16 protein-coding genes and 1 pseudogene are annotated in these 17,722 nt (G+C 50.5%); 5 read left to right on the plus strand and 12 right to left on the minus strand.

What is annotated here, in order from left to right:
* Positions 1 to 6: 6 nt before the first annotated feature.
* Positions 7 to 912, minus strand: coding sequence for a diacylglycerol/lipid kinase family protein (locus IEV46_RS11595; RefSeq protein ID WP_188432723.1), 906 nt, complete (start codon positions 910 to 912; stop codon positions 7 to 9).
* Between the two features lie 223 nt (positions 913 to 1,135).
* On the opposite strand from IEV46_RS11595, the gene IEV46_RS11600 reads away from it, so the two are divergent.
* Positions 1,136 to 1,576, plus strand: a complete 441-nt coding sequence (locus tag IEV46_RS11600; protein ID WP_229736064.1) for an ATP-binding cassette domain-containing protein — start codon at positions 1,136 to 1,138, stop codon at positions 1,574 to 1,576.
* 364 nt (positions 1,577 to 1,940) lie between these two features.
* On the opposite strand, the gene IEV46_RS11605 is transcribed toward IEV46_RS11600, so the two are convergent.
* The 3 genes from IEV46_RS11605 to IEV46_RS11610 all read right to left on the minus strand — a co-directional run bounded on the left by IEV46_RS11605 (position 1,941) and on the right by IEV46_RS11610 (position 3,825).
* Complete coding sequence (locus IEV46_RS11605; protein WP_308420305.1) at positions 1,941 to 2,618, minus strand: PhzF family phenazine biosynthesis protein; 678 nt, start codon at positions 2,616 to 2,618, stop codon at positions 1,941 to 1,943.
* Positions 2,587 to 2,745 (minus strand): PhzF family phenazine biosynthesis protein, encoded by a 159-nt coding sequence (locus IEV46_RS18505; protein ID WP_308420304.1) that lies wholly within the window; start codon positions 2,743 to 2,745, stop codon positions 2,587 to 2,589. The genes IEV46_RS11605 and IEV46_RS18505 overlap by 32 nt, the downstream gene beginning before the upstream one ends.
* A gap of 222 nt (positions 2,746 to 2,967) precedes the next feature.
* A complete protein-coding gene (locus IEV46_RS11610) occupies positions 2,968 to 3,825 on the minus strand; it encodes a phosphotransferase (RefSeq protein ID WP_188432724.1) in 858 nt (285 codons plus the stop codon).
* A gap of 711 nt (positions 3,826 to 4,536) precedes the next feature.
* On the opposite strand from IEV46_RS11610, the gene IEV46_RS11615 reads away from it, so the two are divergent.
* Positions 4,537 to 5,559, plus strand: coding sequence for a serine hydrolase domain-containing protein (locus IEV46_RS11615; RefSeq protein WP_188432725.1), 1,023 nt, complete (start codon positions 4,537 to 4,539; stop codon positions 5,557 to 5,559).
* Between the two features lie 67 nt (positions 5,560 to 5,626).
* Here the strand turns inward: IEV46_RS11615 and IEV46_RS11620 are convergent, their stop codons facing one another.
* Positions 5,627 to 7,147 carry an MDR family MFS transporter gene (locus tag IEV46_RS11620; RefSeq protein WP_188432726.1) on the minus strand — a complete coding sequence of 507 codons (1,521 nt, stop codon included), beginning with the start codon at positions 7,145 to 7,147 and terminating at the stop codon, positions 5,627 to 5,629.
* Between the two features lie 202 nt (positions 7,148 to 7,349).
* Between IEV46_RS11620 and IEV46_RS11625 the strand changes: the two genes are divergently transcribed.
* Together IEV46_RS11625 and IEV46_RS11630 are read left to right on the plus strand one after the other, a co-directional pair.
* Entirely contained in the window at positions 7,350 to 8,762 is a 1,413-nt protein-coding gene (locus IEV46_RS11625; protein ID WP_229736065.1) for a sigma-54 interaction domain-containing protein, read from the plus strand.
* A 264-nt stretch (positions 8,763 to 9,026) separates the two neighbouring features.
* Positions 9,027 to 9,506, plus strand: a complete 480-nt coding sequence (locus IEV46_RS11630) for a glutathione peroxidase (protein ID WP_188432727.1) — start codon at positions 9,027 to 9,029, stop codon at positions 9,504 to 9,506.
* An 87-nt stretch (positions 9,507 to 9,593) separates the two neighbouring features.
* On the opposite strand, the gene IEV46_RS11635 is transcribed toward IEV46_RS11630, so the two are convergent.
* From IEV46_RS11635 to IEV46_RS18675, 7 genes and pseudogenes are all read right to left on the minus strand, one after another.
* The gene (locus tag IEV46_RS11635) at positions 9,594 to 9,731 is read right to left on the minus strand and encodes a hypothetical protein (RefSeq protein ID WP_188432728.1); all 138 of its coding nucleotides are present in this window, start codon (positions 9,729 to 9,731) and stop codon (positions 9,594 to 9,596) included.
* Complete coding sequence (locus IEV46_RS11640) at positions 9,715 to 11,043, minus strand: helix-turn-helix domain-containing protein (RefSeq protein ID WP_229736066.1); 1,329 nt, start codon at positions 11,041 to 11,043, stop codon at positions 9,715 to 9,717. The genes IEV46_RS11635 and IEV46_RS11640 overlap by 17 nt, the downstream gene beginning before the upstream one ends.
* A gap of 276 nt (positions 11,044 to 11,319) precedes the next feature.
* Positions 11,320 to 12,666 (minus strand): helix-turn-helix transcriptional regulator, encoded by a 1,347-nt coding sequence (locus IEV46_RS11645; RefSeq protein WP_229736067.1) that lies wholly within the window; start codon positions 12,664 to 12,666, stop codon positions 11,320 to 11,322.
* A 178-nt stretch (positions 12,667 to 12,844) separates the two neighbouring features.
* On the minus strand, positions 12,845 to 13,357 hold the full coding sequence (locus IEV46_RS11650) for a hypothetical protein (protein ID WP_188432730.1): 513 nt from the start codon (positions 13,355 to 13,357) through the stop codon (positions 12,845 to 12,847).
* A gap of 251 nt (positions 13,358 to 13,608) precedes the next feature.
* Positions 13,609 to 14,058, minus strand: coding sequence for a hypothetical protein (locus tag IEV46_RS11655; protein ID WP_188432731.1), 450 nt, complete (start codon positions 14,056 to 14,058; stop codon positions 13,609 to 13,611).
* Positions 14,055 to 15,533 (minus strand): hypothetical protein, encoded by a 1,479-nt coding sequence (locus IEV46_RS18785; RefSeq protein ID WP_229736068.1) that lies wholly within the window; start codon positions 15,531 to 15,533, stop codon positions 14,055 to 14,057. The genes IEV46_RS11655 and IEV46_RS18785 overlap by 4 nt, the downstream gene beginning before the upstream one ends.
* Positions 15,534 to 15,608: 75 nt before the next feature.
* Positions 15,609 to 15,755: pseudogene (locus tag IEV46_RS18675) on the minus strand (DUF4244 domain-containing protein); the annotation flags it as partial.
* A 355-nt stretch (positions 15,756 to 16,110) separates the two neighbouring features.
* Between IEV46_RS18675 and IEV46_RS11665 the strand changes: the two are divergent.
* Positions 16,111 to 17,718: a restriction endonuclease subunit S gene (locus IEV46_RS11665; protein WP_188432733.1), complete on the plus strand. Its 1,608-nt coding sequence runs from the start codon at positions 16,111 to 16,113 to the stop codon at positions 17,716 to 17,718.
* Positions 17,719 to 17,722: the final 4 nt, after the last annotated feature.

Raw genomic sequence — 17,722 nt, forward strand, 5'->3', positions numbered from 1 at the left:
CTGTGTCTATTTTGGTTTATCGGTACGATTCTCTCCAGTCAAGATCGTCAAGTGACCGGAGAGGCTCCGGATCTCTGATGGAGTGAACCCGTCTTTCTCTCCGTCACAGTCGATACTCTGGGCAGGTTCCGCTTGAATGCTGAAGCGCCGGGTGTGGAAATAGAGGAGGTCGTCACTCTTCGGCCATTCCCGAGTCACATGAGAGGTCAGCATGGACCAGAGGCTGTCCAGAGAGGCTTCCTTGACCACCAGCACATCTAGTTGGCCGTCATCCAGGCGACTGTGGGGAAAGAAGCCCTGCATTCCTCCGATATAGGAACCATTGCCGGCCAGCAGCATGGCGGCTTCCCCTTCAAAACTTCCATCGTCCCAGTTGATGGAGAGGTGAAAGGGGCGGGGATCGAGCAGATTTTGGACAGCGCTCAGATAGTAGGCGAGCCGTCCGTAGCGTTCCTTGTTTTTGCTGTCGATCTGGGCTGACACTTGCGTAATCAAGCCAATCCCCCAAAAGTTGAGGAAAAATCGCTCCTCATCGACCACGCCCACATCCACCTTCCGCTCCCGTCCTTGCAGAATCTGGTCCAGAGCAGCAGGGATGTCCTGCTCCATTCCGATGGCCCGGGAAAAATCATTGCAAGTGCCACCGGGAAGGATGGCGAATCGGGGCCGGTCGGAAAGAAGGGAGAGGGCATTGGCCAATTCGTGAACGGTGCCGTCTCCGCCTGCGGCGATCACCAAGTCCGCTTCACCGCCCTCGTTTTTCACCCATTTAGCTCCATCCCCCGGTGCTTCCGTCTGAAGGACATTGACAGATGGGAAATGTTCCTTCAGACGGCGGGTGATCTGGGGCAGGTGCTCCAACAACCGCCCCTGCCCCGCCATCGGATTGATGATCAGATCCACCCGTTCCATGGTGTAACCCCTCCCGGAAAAAGAAGTTGGGCTTAGTTTACACCATCAGGGGATGACAAATCTAAAATTTTGTTTTTTCTTCACGCTTATATCCAGATTTTTCAACAAATTTGCAAAAAAGTCTTCCGCGCCAATTGTGCATCAGGACTGATCAAGATCAGTTCATCTTCAATTCAAGGGCATCTGAATCCATAATTTTCTGAGGTGCGCGGGAGATTCATATATGCTCAGCTTGTTGGAAAAACCGGATGCCGGTGAGATCATCATCGCGGGTAAAACGAACCCGGGCAAACGGGAGAAAATGTTATTGCGCCGGCACACGATCGGCTATCTCTTTCAAAACTATGCGTTAATACCCAATGAAACGGTGGAAGAGAATATCCCATTGGCTCTGTGTTATCAAAAGAGGGGAGATCAGGGCGGGATCATTGCCGAATCCTTGGATCGCGTCGGTTTAAAAGGGTACGAGAAGAAGAAGGTGTACATATTGAGCGGGGGTGAGCAGCAACGCGTGGCCTTTGCACGGATGATTGCCAAAAACAGCCGTTATATTTTTGCTGATGAGCCAACGGGAAATCTGGACGCGAAAAATGCGGATCAATATTTTTTCATTGCTGGAGGAGTTACACACCCAAGGGAAAACGGTGTTGCTTGTGACTCATGATTTGGAACTTGCCCGCCGGCGCCGCAGTGGTTGACCTTGTAAATCCGATTTGATTTCCACGGGGACGAGGGATCAACAGGCTGTTGCGCCTCTGAAAGCGGGGGGTTGTCACTTTTCCGGAAAAAAAGAAGATGGCTTAGGGTATCTGGTCATTTTGTTGGGATGTGTAGAGAGGCTTTAGCACTCAGGGGAGCACATGTCTCGCATAAGAGGTCGCTTCCGTTGTCTCGCGTGCTTTTTGCAAGAGATAGAGACAGTCACACAGGCCTGCTCCCAGCAATGGTATGATCAGACACGCCCTAAGTTACAGTGTCGGAATAAGTCTAATTTTATTTGGTTCCTTCTCCATGCTAAAATCCACCTGTCACAGACCCTCCATCAATTCCCCTCTCCAGACAGTGACTGCATGGCCGGCCAGTCGGACGCGGTCTCCTTCGACACGGACGTTGAGCGACCCACCCCGTTGGGAGGCCTGGTAAGCCCGCAGTTCCGTTTTCCCTAACTTTTTCGCCCAGTAGGGGCCCAGGGCGCAGTGGGCCGAACCGGTGACAGGATCTTCAGGAATACCGTGATTCGGTGCGAAGAAGCGGGAAATGATATCAAAGTCATCGCTTTCCGATCGACTGGTGATGATCAGGCCCCGTTGGATGGGAAGGCTCTTTAAAGCCGGATGGTTCGGATCAAATTTGCGGATGTCCCTTTCCGTGGCCAGTTCCATCAGATGATCCATCCGGTTGGCGCCGAGAAAACAGAGACAATCGCCAAAGGCTTCTCGCAGTGGAACGGGGATGTCAGACATCGGACGAACTGGCTCCGCAGGGAAGTCCAGTTCGATCTGGTCGCCACGGCGGCGTGCGGTCAACAGGCCGCAACGCGTCTGAAAGCGGGCGGCCTGCTCCATTGACAGGTGTCCCTCTTCCCAAAGAACGTGGGCACTGGCCAGGGTGGCATGACCACAGAGGTCTTCCTCCTCTGTCGGGGTAAACCAGCGCAGGCGGTAACTGTCTCCGTCAGGGTACAGATAGGCTGTCTCCGGGCAGATTCATTTCCCGGGCAATCGTCTGCATCCATCCTTCATCCCGGGGGCCGGACAGAATACAGACCGCCGCCGGGTTGCCGGAGAAGGGACGATCAGTAAAGGCATTGACCTGGACAATTTTTTGACTCACGCGGATCACCACCGTGTTATGTTTGTTCCACTTTGGCCTTCTTCTGCACGGGCCAACCATTCGGTGACCAGGGTTTCCTGAAGTGGATGTGCCCGATCCAATTCTATTCCTGCTTTATGGATGCAATCCCTTGGGTAAGTCCTCCATAGGATTTCCTCCCTCACACGAAAAGGGGTCGTCGGAAATAACGTATCAATAAAGTTCAGAATCACTTTCAGTATATCAGCCGAATTCCGAATCCTGGGACGTTCCGGGGTCTGTTTTGTTTTTTGGTGTCAAGTGATGGTTTTTTCGATCCCCGCTGTGCAACCATCCGTAAACCGGGGCGAGGCGGCGGTAAAGGTCGGCCCGGATCCAGAAGGAGGAGTCGATGAACCCGGAGTAGTGACGGGCCACCCTCCGGGCGGTGCTTTCCCCGAATTCCAGCCAAATGGCGGCAAAGTCGTGAGCTGGATCACCGATACAGGCATCTCCCCAGTCGATCACCCCTGTCAAGTGATGTTCTCCTCCCAGGAGATGGGCGGCACTCAGATCACCGTGGATGGGGCAGAGAGGGAGATGGGTTTTCCCCAATTCCCGATGCAGATGTTGAAAAAGCTTTTTCAACTCCTCCTGCCGGGATACTTCCATGGATGGATACAGTGCTTCTGCCGCCTGCTTCTCCAATTCACGGTACTTTTCCACCCAGTTGGCTCCCCCCGGCAAATCCGGGAAGTTGTCCATCTGGTGGAGGGCACTTAGAAACTGTCCCAGCTCCCGGAGGGGGATGGATAAAAAGGGACGAGTGGCAGTGGACAGCGGGGTTCCCGGCAGCTTCCGGTATCCCCCGAAGGGGAGGGCTCCCCTCAGATGCAGCACCTCATAGTGGGGAACGGCAAGGGACAGATCCGGGGCCGCTTGATTCAAAAAGTCGGCTTCCTGTTTCAGTCGTTCCATCTGTTGGGGACGGCGGGGAAAGCGGAAGATCCATTCTTCGTTCACTTCCAGGACGTAGAAGTCCCAACCCTCCTCATGGGACCGGATGCTTTGGATCTTCAAACCGGGAAGGGCGGACTGAATACCGTTGAGCAACGGATTCATGTTGTCACCTCCATTCAGAGAGAGGGTTTGTTTTCGGATGTTCCATGAGTTCTTTCCACAGGCAGGTTTGGCGATTCGCGTCGGTGTGGGAGAGCCGATGGAACTAACGACAACGATACTTTCCGGCGCTATCAGATAAAAAGTTGAAGTCAATCAAACCATCTGAGTCAGTCTCCTTTTCCCCTCTATTTGAAATACGATCGTAAAATTGGGAAAACCCGCCTGCATCGAAACGAAAGGCGTCGTCCTCCTTTCAGAATGTGATAAAATGGGGGAAGATTCAAGATTCCCTATAATGGATCGGAACAGGGGATCTCAGGTTTCTGTTACTACTTCAGCCCGAAAAAACGGGGGTTGGAGAAAAATGATGAGAAAGGGTCAGGTGTGTTGGTTATCCATATTTCGGGAGTTGAGATCGTGTCCTACCACGCTCCGGTTGCCATCCAGCAAGGAAGTGAAGACTGGCCGCTCCGAATCTTCCGGTCAGGGCAGGGGCAAAGCCCTATCACGAAGTGTCGCAAGGAAGCATGTTGCCCCTAACGCCCCTCCCTCCGGATTCTCCGCTGGGTGGGATGGCTTCCTCAATTCCAGGGCTTCAGCCCATCCGGACTGTAGTGCCTGTGGTACAAAGGTCGCTTTGGTAGCACACAACTCCTTCCCTGCGCCCATTTTCTGGTTAATCAACAGCCCTGAGAAAGGGTGTATATATTGATGGATCTTTCCGCGAAAATTGGTGAAATAGTAAAAGAACATGGGAAAAGCAATCGATTTTCCGGTGTCATCTTAGTTCATGATGATCAGAACACCATTTTTGAACAGGGATATGGTTATGCAAATCGGAATGAACGGATTCCGAATACATCACACACGAAGTTTGGTATGGCATCCGGGTGTAAGATTTTCACTTCAGTGGCCATTTGCCAACTGGTTGAAAAAGGGCTTTTAACCTTCGATACATATATCAAAGATTGCTTGGACTTCACTTTTCAACATTTTGATCCAAAAATCACTATTCATCAGCTGATAACCCATAGTTCGGGTATACCCGATTATTTCGATGAAGAGATGATGAGTGACTTTGAGGAGTTATGGAAGAGCAAACCCATGTATTCAATCCGTTCCGCCAAAGATTTTTTACCTATGTTTCAAAGTAAACCTATGAAGTTTCAATCAGGAAGCAGATTTTCTTACAGCAATTCAGGGTATATTTTGCTGGGACTGATCGTGGAACAAGTGACAGGATTGAACTTTACAGAGTATGTCGAGAAAAATATATTCCAAGTTTGCTGCATGTTCGATTCAGGATATTTTCGCATGGATCAACTCCCTGAACGAACAGCTCTGGGTTACATTGACAGTGAAGAGGATGACACCTGGAGGACCAATATCTATTCCGTTCCAATCGTGGGCGGTCCGGACGGCGGCGCTTTTACAACCGTTCACGATCTGTCCAAGTTTTGGAGAGGTTTATTAAATGCGCGGCTGTTGAGCCGGGAAACTACGGATCAACTACTCACCCCTCACATAGAAATTGCTGATCCATTTTACTATGGATACGGGATCTGGATTTTAAAGCGTGACCACAACGTATTTAAATATTTCATAACCGGAAGCGACCCCGGAGTGGGATTACAATCAGCGGTATTTGTAGAATCCGGATTAAATGTTCATATTATAGCGAACAACAATAGTAATCCGGGTGCAATCGGAAGAGAAATTAATGGGCTACTCTGATTTGGCAACCGCTACTTATCCGGAACCACAGACCTCCCTTCAACATGAAGGGAGGTCTGTGGTCGTCTCACTCCTTGGCTGACAGGGAGGATGCACTCCCTTTGGGTACCAGGAGCCATGCCACGACCAGAGCGGCGATGCTGAACAGAGCGGCTGTCAGGAATACAGTGTCCAAGGATTGGGCCAAGAAGGTGCTTACCCGTTGGGCCACTTCCTCCGGCAGGGTGGCCAGCCCCTCCGGCTGGGTCACCCCTTGGGCCTGTTCCAGTTGCTGGATGGTTTTTCTGCTCAGTTCATCCTTGTGGGCGGTGATATAAGCAGTGATCTCATCCTTTAACCGAAAGCTCAGGATCGCCCCCATCAGAGTGACGCCGCAGGCACCCCCCATGGAGCGGGAAAACATCTGGGAGGAGGTGGCGGAACCCCGCTCGTTGCTGCTGACAGCATTTTGCACAGCCACAATGTAAGTGGTCATGGACAGACCCAGCCCACATCCCAGGACGAACATGCTCACCAATATGAACACGTAAGGTGTGTCGGCATTCATCAGGATGAAACTGAGTGCTGAAAGGGAGATCAACACGGTCCCGGTAACAATCGGAGGCCGGTACCCTTGCTTTAACAGCCAACGGCCCGCTACCACCGAACAAGCACTCCAACCCAACACTTGGGGAGTGATCGCCAGTCCGGCCAAGGTGGGGGATTTCCCGAGGATTCCCTGGACGAACAAAGGCACAAAGTTGATGGCCCCAAACATGCCCATCCCCGTCAAAAAGGCGGACAGGTTGCTGGAGGCGATGATCGGGTTGCGAAACAGAGCGAGTGGGACAAAGGGATCTTTCACTCGCTGTTCCCAACGATAAAAGAAGACCAGCAAAACTACTCCGCTGACCAGAAGTGCCCAGGGAAGCGGATGCCCTGCTTCATTGTTGCCGATGAGCTGGGTGAAGGCCAGGATTCCCAACACCGCCAGGCTGAACAGGACGGCACCACCGTAGTCGATGCTCTTTTCCCCTTCGTGGATCTGTTCTTTGAGGAAAATGGCGATGGTGAGTACGATCAGAATTCCCAAGGGAAGATTGAACCAAAAGATCCAGTGCCAGGAGAGATACTCCACTGTCCATCCCCCGATGAAGGGACCCACAATCGCTGCCAATCCCCACATTGAGGAAAACCATCCCTGGGCACGAGCCCGCAGTTCAAAGGGGAAGATATCCCCCACGATCGTGAGGGTGACTGGCAGCACCCCGCCTGCTCCCATGCCTTGAATCGCCCGGAAGAAGACGAGCTGTCCCATGGACTGGGAAAAGCCGCACAGGGCGGAGCCGATGACAAACAGCAATACCGCAGTGATAAACACCTTTTTGCGGCCGTATAGATCCGCCAGTTTCCCATAGAGGGGAACGGTCAACGTATTGGCCAACATAAAAGCGGAAAACACCCAGCTGTATAGGGAGATTCCGCCGAGGGCTCCCACTACCGTCGGCATCGCGGCATTGACGATAGTTACTTCCACGGCGGCGCTAAATGTGGCCGCCATCAGCGCTCCGGTGATAATATTGCGCCGGGTGGGGTTTAGTTGATTCATCTCTTTTTCTCCTAAAATGATAATTCCATTTTCTATCCTATCGTAAATCCTTCGCTTTGCGAAGGTCTGTTTTATTTATCGGAACCGACTCCATCAGGAAGTGACGGATTTCTTTGAAAATATTATACTTAATAGAAGAGAGACTATTCGGTGTTCTGACGGTTTCTGATCCATTCACTTGGAAAAGGGGGAGGTGGAAGGGATGGATGCGGAGTTTTGTGATTACGAAGAGTTGCTCCACACCTATGAGGAGTGCAAGGCTACCAAAGAAATGATTGAGGCCGCCTTTGAAAGCGCGTACGAAGGAATTGTGTTGACTGATCCCCGGGGATACATCCGAATGTTGAATGAGACCTACGCCCGGTTTTTGAAAGTGGAGGCGGAGGATGCGATCGGACGTCATGTGACGGAAGTGATTGAAAACACCCGGATGCATATTGTGGCCAAAACGGGGGAAGCGGAACTGGCCCAGGTGCAGAAGATTCGGGAAGGAAACATGGTGGTCCACCGCATCCCCATCCTCAAAGAGGGAAGAGTGGTGGCGGTGGTGGGAAAGGTCCTATTCCAGGATGTGCGGGAATTGCATGCCTTATCCGCTAGGGTGCTTCAACTTCAGAAGGAGCTGGATTACTATAAGGGAGAGCTGATCAAACATCTGGGAGTCCGCTATGGATTGGAGGATATTATCGGCGACAGTCCCAAACTGAAAGAGGTCAAGGCGATGGCCCGACGAGTGGCCCCCAGCGATTCCACAGTGTTTATCGGGGGGGAAAGCGGAACGGGAAAGGAGTTGTTTGCCCATTCGATTCACCGGCTGAGTCGCAGAAGTGCCGGTCCTTTTATCAAAGTGAACTGTGCCGCCATCCCCGAGACCCTGATTGAGTCGGTGCTGTTTGGCTATGCAGAAGGGGCATTTACCGGGGCGGTCAAAGGAGGCCAGAAGGGAAAGTTTGAAATGGCTCACCGGGGAACCATCTTTCTGGATGAGATCGGCGAACTTCCTCTAACCATGCAAGCCAAACTGCTGCGGGTGTTGCAGGAGAGGGAGGTGGAGCCGGTGGGGGCGGTTCATCCGGTCAAGGTGGATGTTAGGATCATTGCGGCCAGCAACCGGGATCTGGAGCGAATGGTCCGGGAAAACCGGTTCCGGGAAGATCTATACTATCGGCTCCATGTGGTCGCCTTGATCATTCCCCCTCTGCGGGAACGGCGGTCGGACATTCCTGTGTTGGTGGAGCATTTTCTGGAAGTATTGGCCCATGAGGTGGGGATCCGTGTGGAGGGAGTGGAGCCGGATGCGATGGATGCCTTGCTCGGCTTTGAGTGGCCGGGAAATGTGCGGGAGTTGAAAAACGTCCTCGAACGATCCCTCCACATGACAGAGGGAGACCGGATCCGCCGGGAACATCTCCCCCTCCACTTGGTGGGGAAGAGACGGGAAGAGGGCTTCTCCACACTGAAAGAGACAGTGGAGGAGGCAGAGAAAAACGCCATCCTGCGGGCCCTCCAAGCCTACCGTGGGGATCGGGAACAAGCCATCCGCATGTTAGGGATCAGCCGGTCCGGGTTTTATCAGAAAATGAAAAAATACGGGATTCGTGATTGGAAACAGTGAATGAAGGCATTATACCAAATATTCCGGACAGTCTGTTGTGCCGTTTTGGCCTGGTGAAATATTTCACCAACAGAGTATCGGTTGGTTGGCGATGAACGTTTTTTGACCAGCCTTTCCCCGTTGCTTCTCACGATTGGCCGATTTCAACCAGGGCAGGTCTCATTTGTTACCTTTGTTTGGAGTATGTTTATCGCCAATTTGTGGTCATCGTCAATTGGATGATAGCTTGACCAAATGAGGATCCAGATCATGGGAGGTGTTGTTTTGAGTGTTCATGATTTTGCTGCCCGCAGGATCACCGGGGAAGAGCAATCCCTGTCCGAGTTTGCCGGTTTCGTCCTGCTGATTGTCAACACTGCCAGCAAGTGCGGTTTTACTCCTCAATACCGGGAACTTCAGCAACTCTATGACAAGTACCATGAACGGGGATTGGAGATTCTCGGCTTTCCCTGTAACCAGTTCGGTGGCCAGGAGCCCGGCTCTGAGGATGAGATCCTGGAGTTTTGTCAGGTCCGATACGGGGTCACCTTCCCCATGTTCAGCAAAACGAAGGTGAAAGGTCCCAACGCTCATCCTCTTTTTCAATATCTGAGCCGGGAAGCACCGGGTATTTTCGGCCAGGCGATCAAATGGAACTTCACGAAGTTCCTGATCAACCGTGAGGGCCGGGTGGTCCGGCGCTTTGCCCCTGCGACCAAACCGGAGCAATTGGAAAGGGAGATTGAGAGTATACTTCAGGAATGACTATCAGCTGCCCAAAGGAGTTTCGGACACAAACAACCGGGCGGGGTGGATCCCCCGCCCGGTTACAGTCTGACAGTTTTTCATTGATTATCCGCTCCCTGGATTACTGCTGGCCAGTGTTTCAGCAGGAATGGAGTCGGTTTCTGAAATGGTCCATGCAGCCATCGAAATAAAAAATAATATAGGGATGATGGCGATAAGAATTCTTTTACTCCACTTCTTCACCAACTGCGCCCTCCTCAGATGTCAATTCTAGCTGTACTTTATACAAATTTCGCGTCAATCTCCCAAATTCCTGCTCATCCACATTTTCATAACACTGCGCCAAGCGAAGCAGGGCCTGATACTCCCTTTTTTTTAAATGATGTTTCTGGGCCATCTCCAGTTCTCGACGATAGTAAACAGTAGCTTCTTCTCTTTTGTTTTGTTGCAGATAAAAATCTCCCATCAACTGCAATGCGGAAGTGAGACGGGGGACATCGTCATAACTTTCCCCGAGACGGATTGCTTTCTCCAGCATCGCAGCAGCTTCTTCCTGTCGATTCAATTTCATGTAGAGAAGTCCCAGGCGAGAATAGGCGGTAACAAACTTGTTCCTGTCCGAACTGCTGATCTTTCCCCGCAGAGTGAGTGCCAAATCAAAACACTCCTCCGCCTGTTCCCAATCCTCTTGCTTCATATATACTTCGGCCAACACCACCCACAGATCGAACATATGGGAGTGCTGGTAATTAAAGCGCGCCAATTCCAGTCCGGCTTCCGCATATTGAATCGCTTCCTGGTAAGCACCGGTGCGCTGGGAGAGCTCCGCCCGCAACCAATAGAAGGACAGCTTGGTCTCGATTTGTTCCATCTCCCCGAGGGAGTCCCAAACTTCGTGGACGATGTTAATCGCTTCTCCCAACCGCCCCAATCTCTCCAGATAGATGGCTTTGTTTCGTTTCATGAGATAGATGAACTGTGGACGATCCCCATTATTCTTGAATGCGTTGATCCCGTTGGTGATATATTTCAGGGCTGTTTCCAAATCATTCTGATAGTAACTTAAGAGGCTCAATTCCGTATAAGCGGCTGAGGTGATGTTTGTGTCGGACTCATCTCCGAGACGAACAGCGTTAAATAGGGCTCGCTCCGCTTTGGCCCAGTGTCTGAGACTTCTATGACATCTTCCGAGTATGTAGTAATAATAGGCGGCAAAGGGATGGGAATTTTGGATTTCCAGCTTGGACAGCTTTTTCAGGGCCAGGCGCGGATCGCCCAGATCCTGCAGACATTCTGCCCGGAACAGCGCTTTTTCCAACCGTTCCTGTTCCAATTGCTGTCCCTGCAACATTTCAGGCACCCGGTCGAGATCGATCTCCAGCTTTTTGATCAGATAGAGCGCCTTTTCGCGGCCGACATGGGGAACACCCCGTTCTACGTTGCTGATCGTGGCGGGGGAGATGTTCTCATCTGCCAGATCCTCCAGCCGCAATCCCCTCTCCTTTCGCACCTTTCGAATAATTTCGCCAATGTCATGAACTCCCAGGGTTCTCAACAGGAATCCCACCTTCGTTGATTGGATTGATGTTTGTAGCCTGTTTAACGCTATTCTATCCTATCCAACGGTTGTTGGAAACCGATACAGTGGTGGAATGAAGTCATTACAAAAACCAGACCGGGACGGACCCTGTCTGGTTTCGAAGATGAAGAAGTAGTGATCATGTAGTGCCGGGATTGCTGCTTTTGGTGGTGATCGTTGAGGCTTGTAAAGAGTTTGTCGGAGTGGAGGTGGTTGTGATTGCGAAGACGAGTAATACAGGAATGGTAAAGATCAAGCTTTTTCGGATCCACTTATCCATTTGGATTCACTCCCTTTATTCTTTAAATCAATGAGTACTTTATACATATTTTGCGTCAACCTCGTAAATTCCTGCTCATCGACATTTTCGAAACACTGCGCCAGATGTAGAAGCGCTTCGTATTCTCTCTTTTTCAATTGATGCTTTCGGGCAATCTCCAATCCTTGTTGATAATAAGTGATCGCATTTTGTGTTTTGTTTTGCTTACGGTAAAAGTCTCCCATCAATTGTAGTGCGTAAGTTAAACGTGGGAGGTCATTCAATTTCTGACCGAGAAGGATCGCTTCACTCAACATTTTATGGGCTTCTTCCTTGCGGTTTTGTTTCATGTACAGAATTCCCAGGCGGGCGTAAGCGGTGATGAATCTGTCTTTTTCTCCCCCGATCACTTTCTCTTTCAAACTGAGAGCCATTTCAAAGCAACCTTCGGCCTGCTCCCATTCTTTCAACTCCATATGGACTCCCGCCAAGACGGTCCAGAGATCAAACATCGACGAGTATTGGTAATTAAATCGGGCCAACTCCAATCCGGCTTCCGCATACTTGATCGCCTCATCATAAACACCGGTTCGTCGGGCCAACTCGGCGCGCAGCCAATAAAAGGACAACTTGGTCTCCACTTGTTCCATCTCCGGGAGGGAGTCCCATACTTCATGGACGACGCCGATCGCCTCTCCCAGCCGGCCCAGTCGTTCCAGATAGATGGCCTTGTTCCGCTTCAGGACATGGATGGAGTGGGAGCGGTTTCCGTTGTCCACAAAGGCATCCATCCCACTGTTGACATATTTCAGAGCGGTCTCCAGATCATTCTGATAGTAGGCTACAAGGCTTAATTCTGCGAATGCGGATGCTTCGATGTTGGTATCAGTTTGGCTCGCCAGGCGGATGGCATTGAACAAGGCCCGTTCGGCCTTGGCAGAGTTTTTAAGGCGACTGTGGCATTTCCCTTTTATGTAATAATAGTAAGCCGAATAGGGGTGTGAATTTTCGAGATCCAGCTTGTCCAGCTTTTTCAAAGCCTCCCGTGAGTTCCCCTGATCACCCAGACATTCAATTTGGAACAAGGTCTTTTGCAATTGTTTCAATTCCCGTTGTTGTCCATGCAACAATTTGGGGACCTCACTCAGCTCAATTCCCAACTTGTTGATCAGATAGAGTGCCTTCTCTTGGCCGACGTGGGGAACGCCCCGTTCCACGTTGCTGATCGTGGCGGGGGAGATGTTCTCATCCGCCAGATCCTCCAGCCGCAACCCCCTCTCCTTTCGCACCTTTCGAACAATTTCGCCGATATCTTGAAGCTCCAGCGTATTCAAATCCATCTCACCTCTCCAAACAGGTTGAACCATACCAATATTCTATCCCATCTTACGATTGTTGGAAACCGATTGTTGGGTTGAATAAAAAAAGGTTTAGAATACGAGTTTACTTTATTGTTGGACTGAGGGAGGCTATATACATTCGCGGCAAACACCCCTCCAAACGAAGGGGTGACTGTAATCATCCCGGGGGAAAACTTCTTTCCGGCAACAGAGCCCGATAATCGCCGAATTCGGGTTTGTCTTTGATCAGCTTGTCAACATGTTCGATGCCTTGATCAGCTTCCTGATACACTCCTCCCGACCAACTGTGATACACCTTTGTATACTTTCCGCTCGTTTCGAAGAGGAACGATATCCAGCCTTCCTTATCGTAGTATTTTTCTTTTCGATTCCTGAGAAAGATCTGGTTCTCGATCCCTTTTGGAATGCCAACACCTGTTTTGTCGTACATGTCGTACATTTCGGCGTAGGTTTCTACAATCTTTTCCCTTCTATTCTCATTGAGATGAAGAACGGTACAATACCATGTTCTGAACTGCATCTGTACTACAAACTTCGGCGTTTCCTCCTCTTTAAACACAACCACATACAATTCCCGTTCGTCGTGCAGCTTTTTGGCTTCTTCTCGAGTCAATGGATGCCTGGGCTTTCCCAAGCTGATCATCCACTTTTTGTAAAACTCTACCTTCATTTCAAAACCTCCGGGTTATAGACTTTACCCTTCTCATCTCTGATGATGATATCATGGTCGGTAGCATATTCCCGAACATTTCTGGGAACAGGTTTTTTCTGCACTGGCACCTCCAAAATCATATCACCCTCAAGACTTTCTCCCGCCAAACCTTCATTCTGATGTCCTGATCCTTTACGCTGGGACGTCAAGGAAACCAAAACGCCCAGCTATTCTGGGCGTTGAATTTGACAAAGGTTAACAATCGGGAATTACGATGCTTCAATCCAATTTAACTTGGGGTGAAGCTTTTCGTATTTGTAGAAATACTTTACTGCATCAAGCATTATCTGTTTATTAACACACATATTTTCGGGCAAATTCGACAGCTGAGATATCTTAATCAAGAATTCTTTGGTGTCAGATTTAGATGGGTCTATTAGGTGAAAGATCCTGTCCCCATCATAAACTGGCTCAATTCCCTCTTCCTCTTCTTCCCTCTCAAGCTCATCATCTACAATATAAGAGTAGCCTACATGATACAAAGCTTCATTTTCTATCAAATTACCTCCGCCTACAATCAATTCTCCCTTGGCCTTTCTTTTTAAAGTGACGACGGATCGTTTCTCCCCGTCTAACTGTATCAAATATTCCTCAATCACTTTCCAATCAGGATCTTTGATCGGCGACAAATGCTCGGGGGTTAAAACCCATTGACTCATTTTTTACCTCTTCCTTTCCTGGATGCTTCTTTCATTGCCTTGTATTTGTCTCTTGTAATGCTCCACGGAAGCCTTTCGAAACCTTTTTTAGGGCGGAAAATCTGTGTCACCTTTTTACCGTTCTCTATATAAATTACTTGTAACTCATCTAATCTTGATTGTTCAACCATATTTACAAGTGCTCCCTTACAAAATCCACAAGGCTTTTTATCTACGGTAATTACAGCTTTTCCTCCGATAACACCCTCAGTTTTTCTTTTTAAATAGAGACTATACATAGCATCAGCCTCAGCATGAGTCGGAGAAACTGCATTCATGTAGAGTTGCTTGGAAATTTTCTTATCATTCCCATGAGCATTTTTTGATACAAATTCATGCCCATCTCCTCTTACAATTGCTACAGTGTATGGGTCGTCATCGCCACTTCGAGGGGGAAGTCCAAATTTTTTTCTCGCCTCAGCTACTTCATCAAAAGAAGCAGGTTTCCCTAGATTCCTTTGATTTCCCCCACCACCCTTATCACTGGCCTTGTTATACCCCTCCGCCGCTTCCTGCCCGTTTTTCTTCACCCACGGCATGGCCAGTGTGCCGTCGCCGGAGACACTGGGGATCATTTGTTGCAGTTGTTTGCCCAGGGCGGGGGAGCCGTCGATGACCGCTCCGGCATAGGGGATCAGCATGCCGATCATGCCGGCAATGGTGGCACTTTTCCAATCGAATTTGCGGTCTCTCAACCAGTCAAACGCCGATTGATCCGCTACTCCACCACTGCCGCCGCCGATGATCTTGGGTAACCACTTCTGTATGAATGGACTGAGCGTGGATTGGGCCAATCGGGCTCCCACATATCGGGAGACACCGGCGAACACACCATAACCGAAGACTCCCGCAAATCCACCGATCCCCGCATCTCGTAGGATCGTGGTCGGATCGTTTCCCTGAAGCCACGAAACTCCGCCGGAAATGGCTCCGCTGACCAGCATCGTTCCCCCAAGGGGAGGGGAGGCAAAGAGAGCAATGATGGTTGCGGCTAAACCGATGGTAAATTCGGGATGATCCATTCCAAAACTGACTAACTCAAAAAACGGATCGACCCCGGTGATGGCTCCAATCAGCTTGGAAAAGCCAATCAAACCTTTGAATTGAGGGTGTTTTCCCATCTGATCATACGCAATCCGCTTCCCGACATAGTTTGCAATGCATTCCTGATCGTTTCCACAATGTTTACGTGCTTCCTGAAGAAGCCTTTTTATACGTTCTTCACGCAACTGCTTTTTCTTTTCTTCACTGGGGCCGGAAAGAAGCTCTCCCCCTTTTTTCTTGATGCAGTCCCAGCTTAGTGCACATTCATACCAAGGTGGATCGCTTTTCACCGGCTTTACCGGAGGTGTGGATTCAAAATCAGGCTTTGTGACCAATTGAAGAGGATTTGGTTCTTTCGCTGGAGGTTCCGGCTCCGGGTCTTCTTTGGCCATGTACTTCCCGGCCTTACAGGAAGGTTCTCCGTTTTCATCGTAAAGGAAGGGAACAGAGCAAAGAATGACTTGTCGTAGGGATGCCTGCACGGGCTCACTTTTTGCAATTCCGACCACAATTCCCGCCAACATCGCGGCGGCCACCATCACAAACACATATTCAACGGTGGGGGAACCCCTTCTACTTCTTACCTTTCGAAGGAGCAAACGTAAAAAATCCAATCAACCACGCTCCTTTTTTGGAAGAGTTCGTCAACTGGATTATATTTCATCTTTACTTTCCTGACCAATAGGACTTTGGTTGTGAAAAAGAAAAAATCCAGCTATAGCTGGATTTCGGAAGTTTTATGGGGTATAAGCATCTGCCCACAGGCAATAAACTCCCAATCCGACATATGACACTCATGGCAGGTGGATTCCCCATGGAGAGAAAGACGGCTTTTTCTCCCTTTGAATCTCTTTCCTGTAGAAAAACTGTATTCTCCGATTCTGATTTTAGTATTGAAATATCAAAATCGTTATCCTATACTATTTATGCGAGTTGGAAATGGTTTCCGAGAGAAAGGGGGGTGACCGGATGCGTCAGCCTCTCCAACGCTTCTTAACAACGATGAATGAGCGGGGCTTGGACAGACCGGAAGCGCACTTAATGGAGGCACTTCGGGTCTGGTGGACGGATCGAGCCCTTCAGGAGTCCCCGGATTCAGTCATGGATACTGAAGGGGACCCCGACAGGCTGTTCAAAGTGATGAAAGAGCAGGTGGAAGGGAAACTGGGCCATTTTCCCGGGGACCGGGATCTGTTTTTTCAGTGGTACCATCTGTTAAAAGATCTGGATGTGATCGACTCCGTCACGGAATTGGTCCGGGCCGATCGGAGACACACACTGTTGTTGCCGGAGATGCTGTTTTCCACCTTTGCGAATCGCATCCGGGATGAAGCGATACCCCCTCGCTCCCTTCTGATCACCGAAGCGGAGAAGTTTTTGCCTTGGCTGAAAGCCTTTGTCGAGAGCAACCGGGATCGCTTAATCACGTTGACGACGGAGCGCTGGATCATGCACAAGCTCCTGGAACTGGCCTTTGTAGGGGAAGCCCATGTCCGGATCCGGTTTCAATCCATCTACAAGCCGATGGATCTGCCTTTGTATGATGGTATCTTTTCCGTGCCCGACTTCGGGGGGCGGCTGGGCCCCGCCGAGACCCATGATCAGTTTTGGACCAACGAAACAGAAGGGATCGCCGCGGAAAATCTGGTCCGTCATCTGACGGAGCAGGGAATCCTCCACCTGATTGCACCGGCCAAACTGACCTTTGGCGGTGCCGGTCTGGCCAGACTGCGCCGGGTACTGAGCAAGGCCTTTCAAGTGGGACGAATCGAAGCTTTGCCCGAGGGCAGCCTGCGCCCCTGGACCGGGATCCGGGCTTATTGGATCACCTTGTCCAAGCAACCGGTATCCCAAGTGATCCTCGGCCGTCTGGGATGGAAAGACGGAAACCTGTCCCCGGAGATGGAGCAAAGCCTCACACCCGCCAGATTTGCCGATCGGAAAGATTGGCGCGTCGATCTTTACCTTGCAGACAGCCAGGCTGAACTGGCCCGATATCAAGCTTCTGATATCCCCAAGATCAAATTGAAGGAAGTGGCGGAGATCTTCCGGGGCAAATCGATTATGAAAAAAGATATTCGCCCCGGAGAGATCGCTGTCCTCAACATTTCCAATCTGGAAGAAGGGGAAGTCCTCTGGGATGGGCTGGACACCATCGCCGAAGAGCGGCGCAAGGTCCGTCGCTACGAGCTGGAGCCGGGGGATCTGGTTATGACTTGCCGGGGAACGGTCAACAAATTTGCTGTCATCGACCGCTTGCCCCGCACTGTGATCGCTTCTGCCAATATCATCGTCATGCGGTTTAAGGAGGGGGTGGACAGCACTTGGGTCAGAATCTTTCTGGAAAGCCCTGTCGGAACAGCTCTGGTTAAAAGCTTTCAACGGGGGGGAACGGTGATGAATATCAACCCAGGTGATATCGGCGAGCTGGAAATCCCTTGGCCGGATCCGCAGAAGCAACAGCGGTTGGTCGAGGAATACCGGCGGGAGTGGGAGTATCTTCGGGAGACGATCCGTCAGGCGGAGGAACGCTGGAAAAACAAGCGAACAGCCATTGAACAACAATTGTACGATTGAGAGG

Origin of the sequence: Kroppenstedtia guangzhouensis, from assembly GCF_014637345.1 — a bacterium.
GTDB lineage: Bacteria > Bacillota > Bacilli > Thermoactinomycetales > DSM-45169 > Kroppenstedtia > Kroppenstedtia guangzhouensis.

Excerpts from the sequence above, each read along its gene's own strand:
- IEV46_RS11595 (WP_188432723.1), bottom strand. The coding sequence starts at position 912 with ATGGAACGGGTGGATCTGATCATCAATCCGATGGCGGGGCAGGGGCGG.
- IEV46_RS11665 (WP_188432733.1), top strand. The coding sequence starts at position 16,111 with ATGCGTCAGCCTCTCCAACGCTTCTTAACAACGATGAATGAGCGGGGC.
- IEV46_RS11645 (WP_229736067.1), bottom strand. The coding sequence starts at position 12,666 with ATGGATTTGAATACGCTGGAGCTTCAAGATATCGGCGAAATTGTTCGA.
- IEV46_RS11650 (WP_188432730.1), bottom strand. The coding sequence starts at position 13,357 with ATGAAGGTAGAGTTTTACAAAAAGTGGATGATCAGCTTGGGAAAGCCC.
- IEV46_RS11615 (WP_188432725.1), top strand. The coding sequence starts at position 4,537 with ATGGATCTTTCCGCGAAAATTGGTGAAATAGTAAAAGAACATGGGAAA.
- IEV46_RS11610 (WP_188432724.1), bottom strand. The coding sequence starts at position 3,825 with ATGAATCCGTTGCTCAACGGTATTCAGTCCGCCCTTCCCGGTTTGAAG.
- IEV46_RS11625 (WP_229736065.1), top strand. The coding sequence starts at position 7,350 with ATGGATGCGGAGTTTTGTGATTACGAAGAGTTGCTCCACACCTATGAG.
- IEV46_RS11655 (WP_188432731.1), bottom strand. The coding sequence starts at position 14,058 with ATGAGTCAATGGGTTTTAACCCCCGAGCATTTGTCGCCGATCAAAGAT.
- IEV46_RS11600 (WP_229736064.1), top strand. The coding sequence starts at position 1,136 with ATGCTCAGCTTGTTGGAAAAACCGGATGCCGGTGAGATCATCATCGCG.
- IEV46_RS11620 (WP_188432726.1), bottom strand. The coding sequence starts at position 7,147 with ATGAATCAACTAAACCCCACCCGGCGCAATATTATCACCGGAGCGCTG.
- IEV46_RS18785 (WP_229736068.1), bottom strand. The coding sequence starts at position 15,533 with ATGGCCAAAGAAGACCCGGAGCCGGAACCTCCAGCGAAAGAACCAAAT.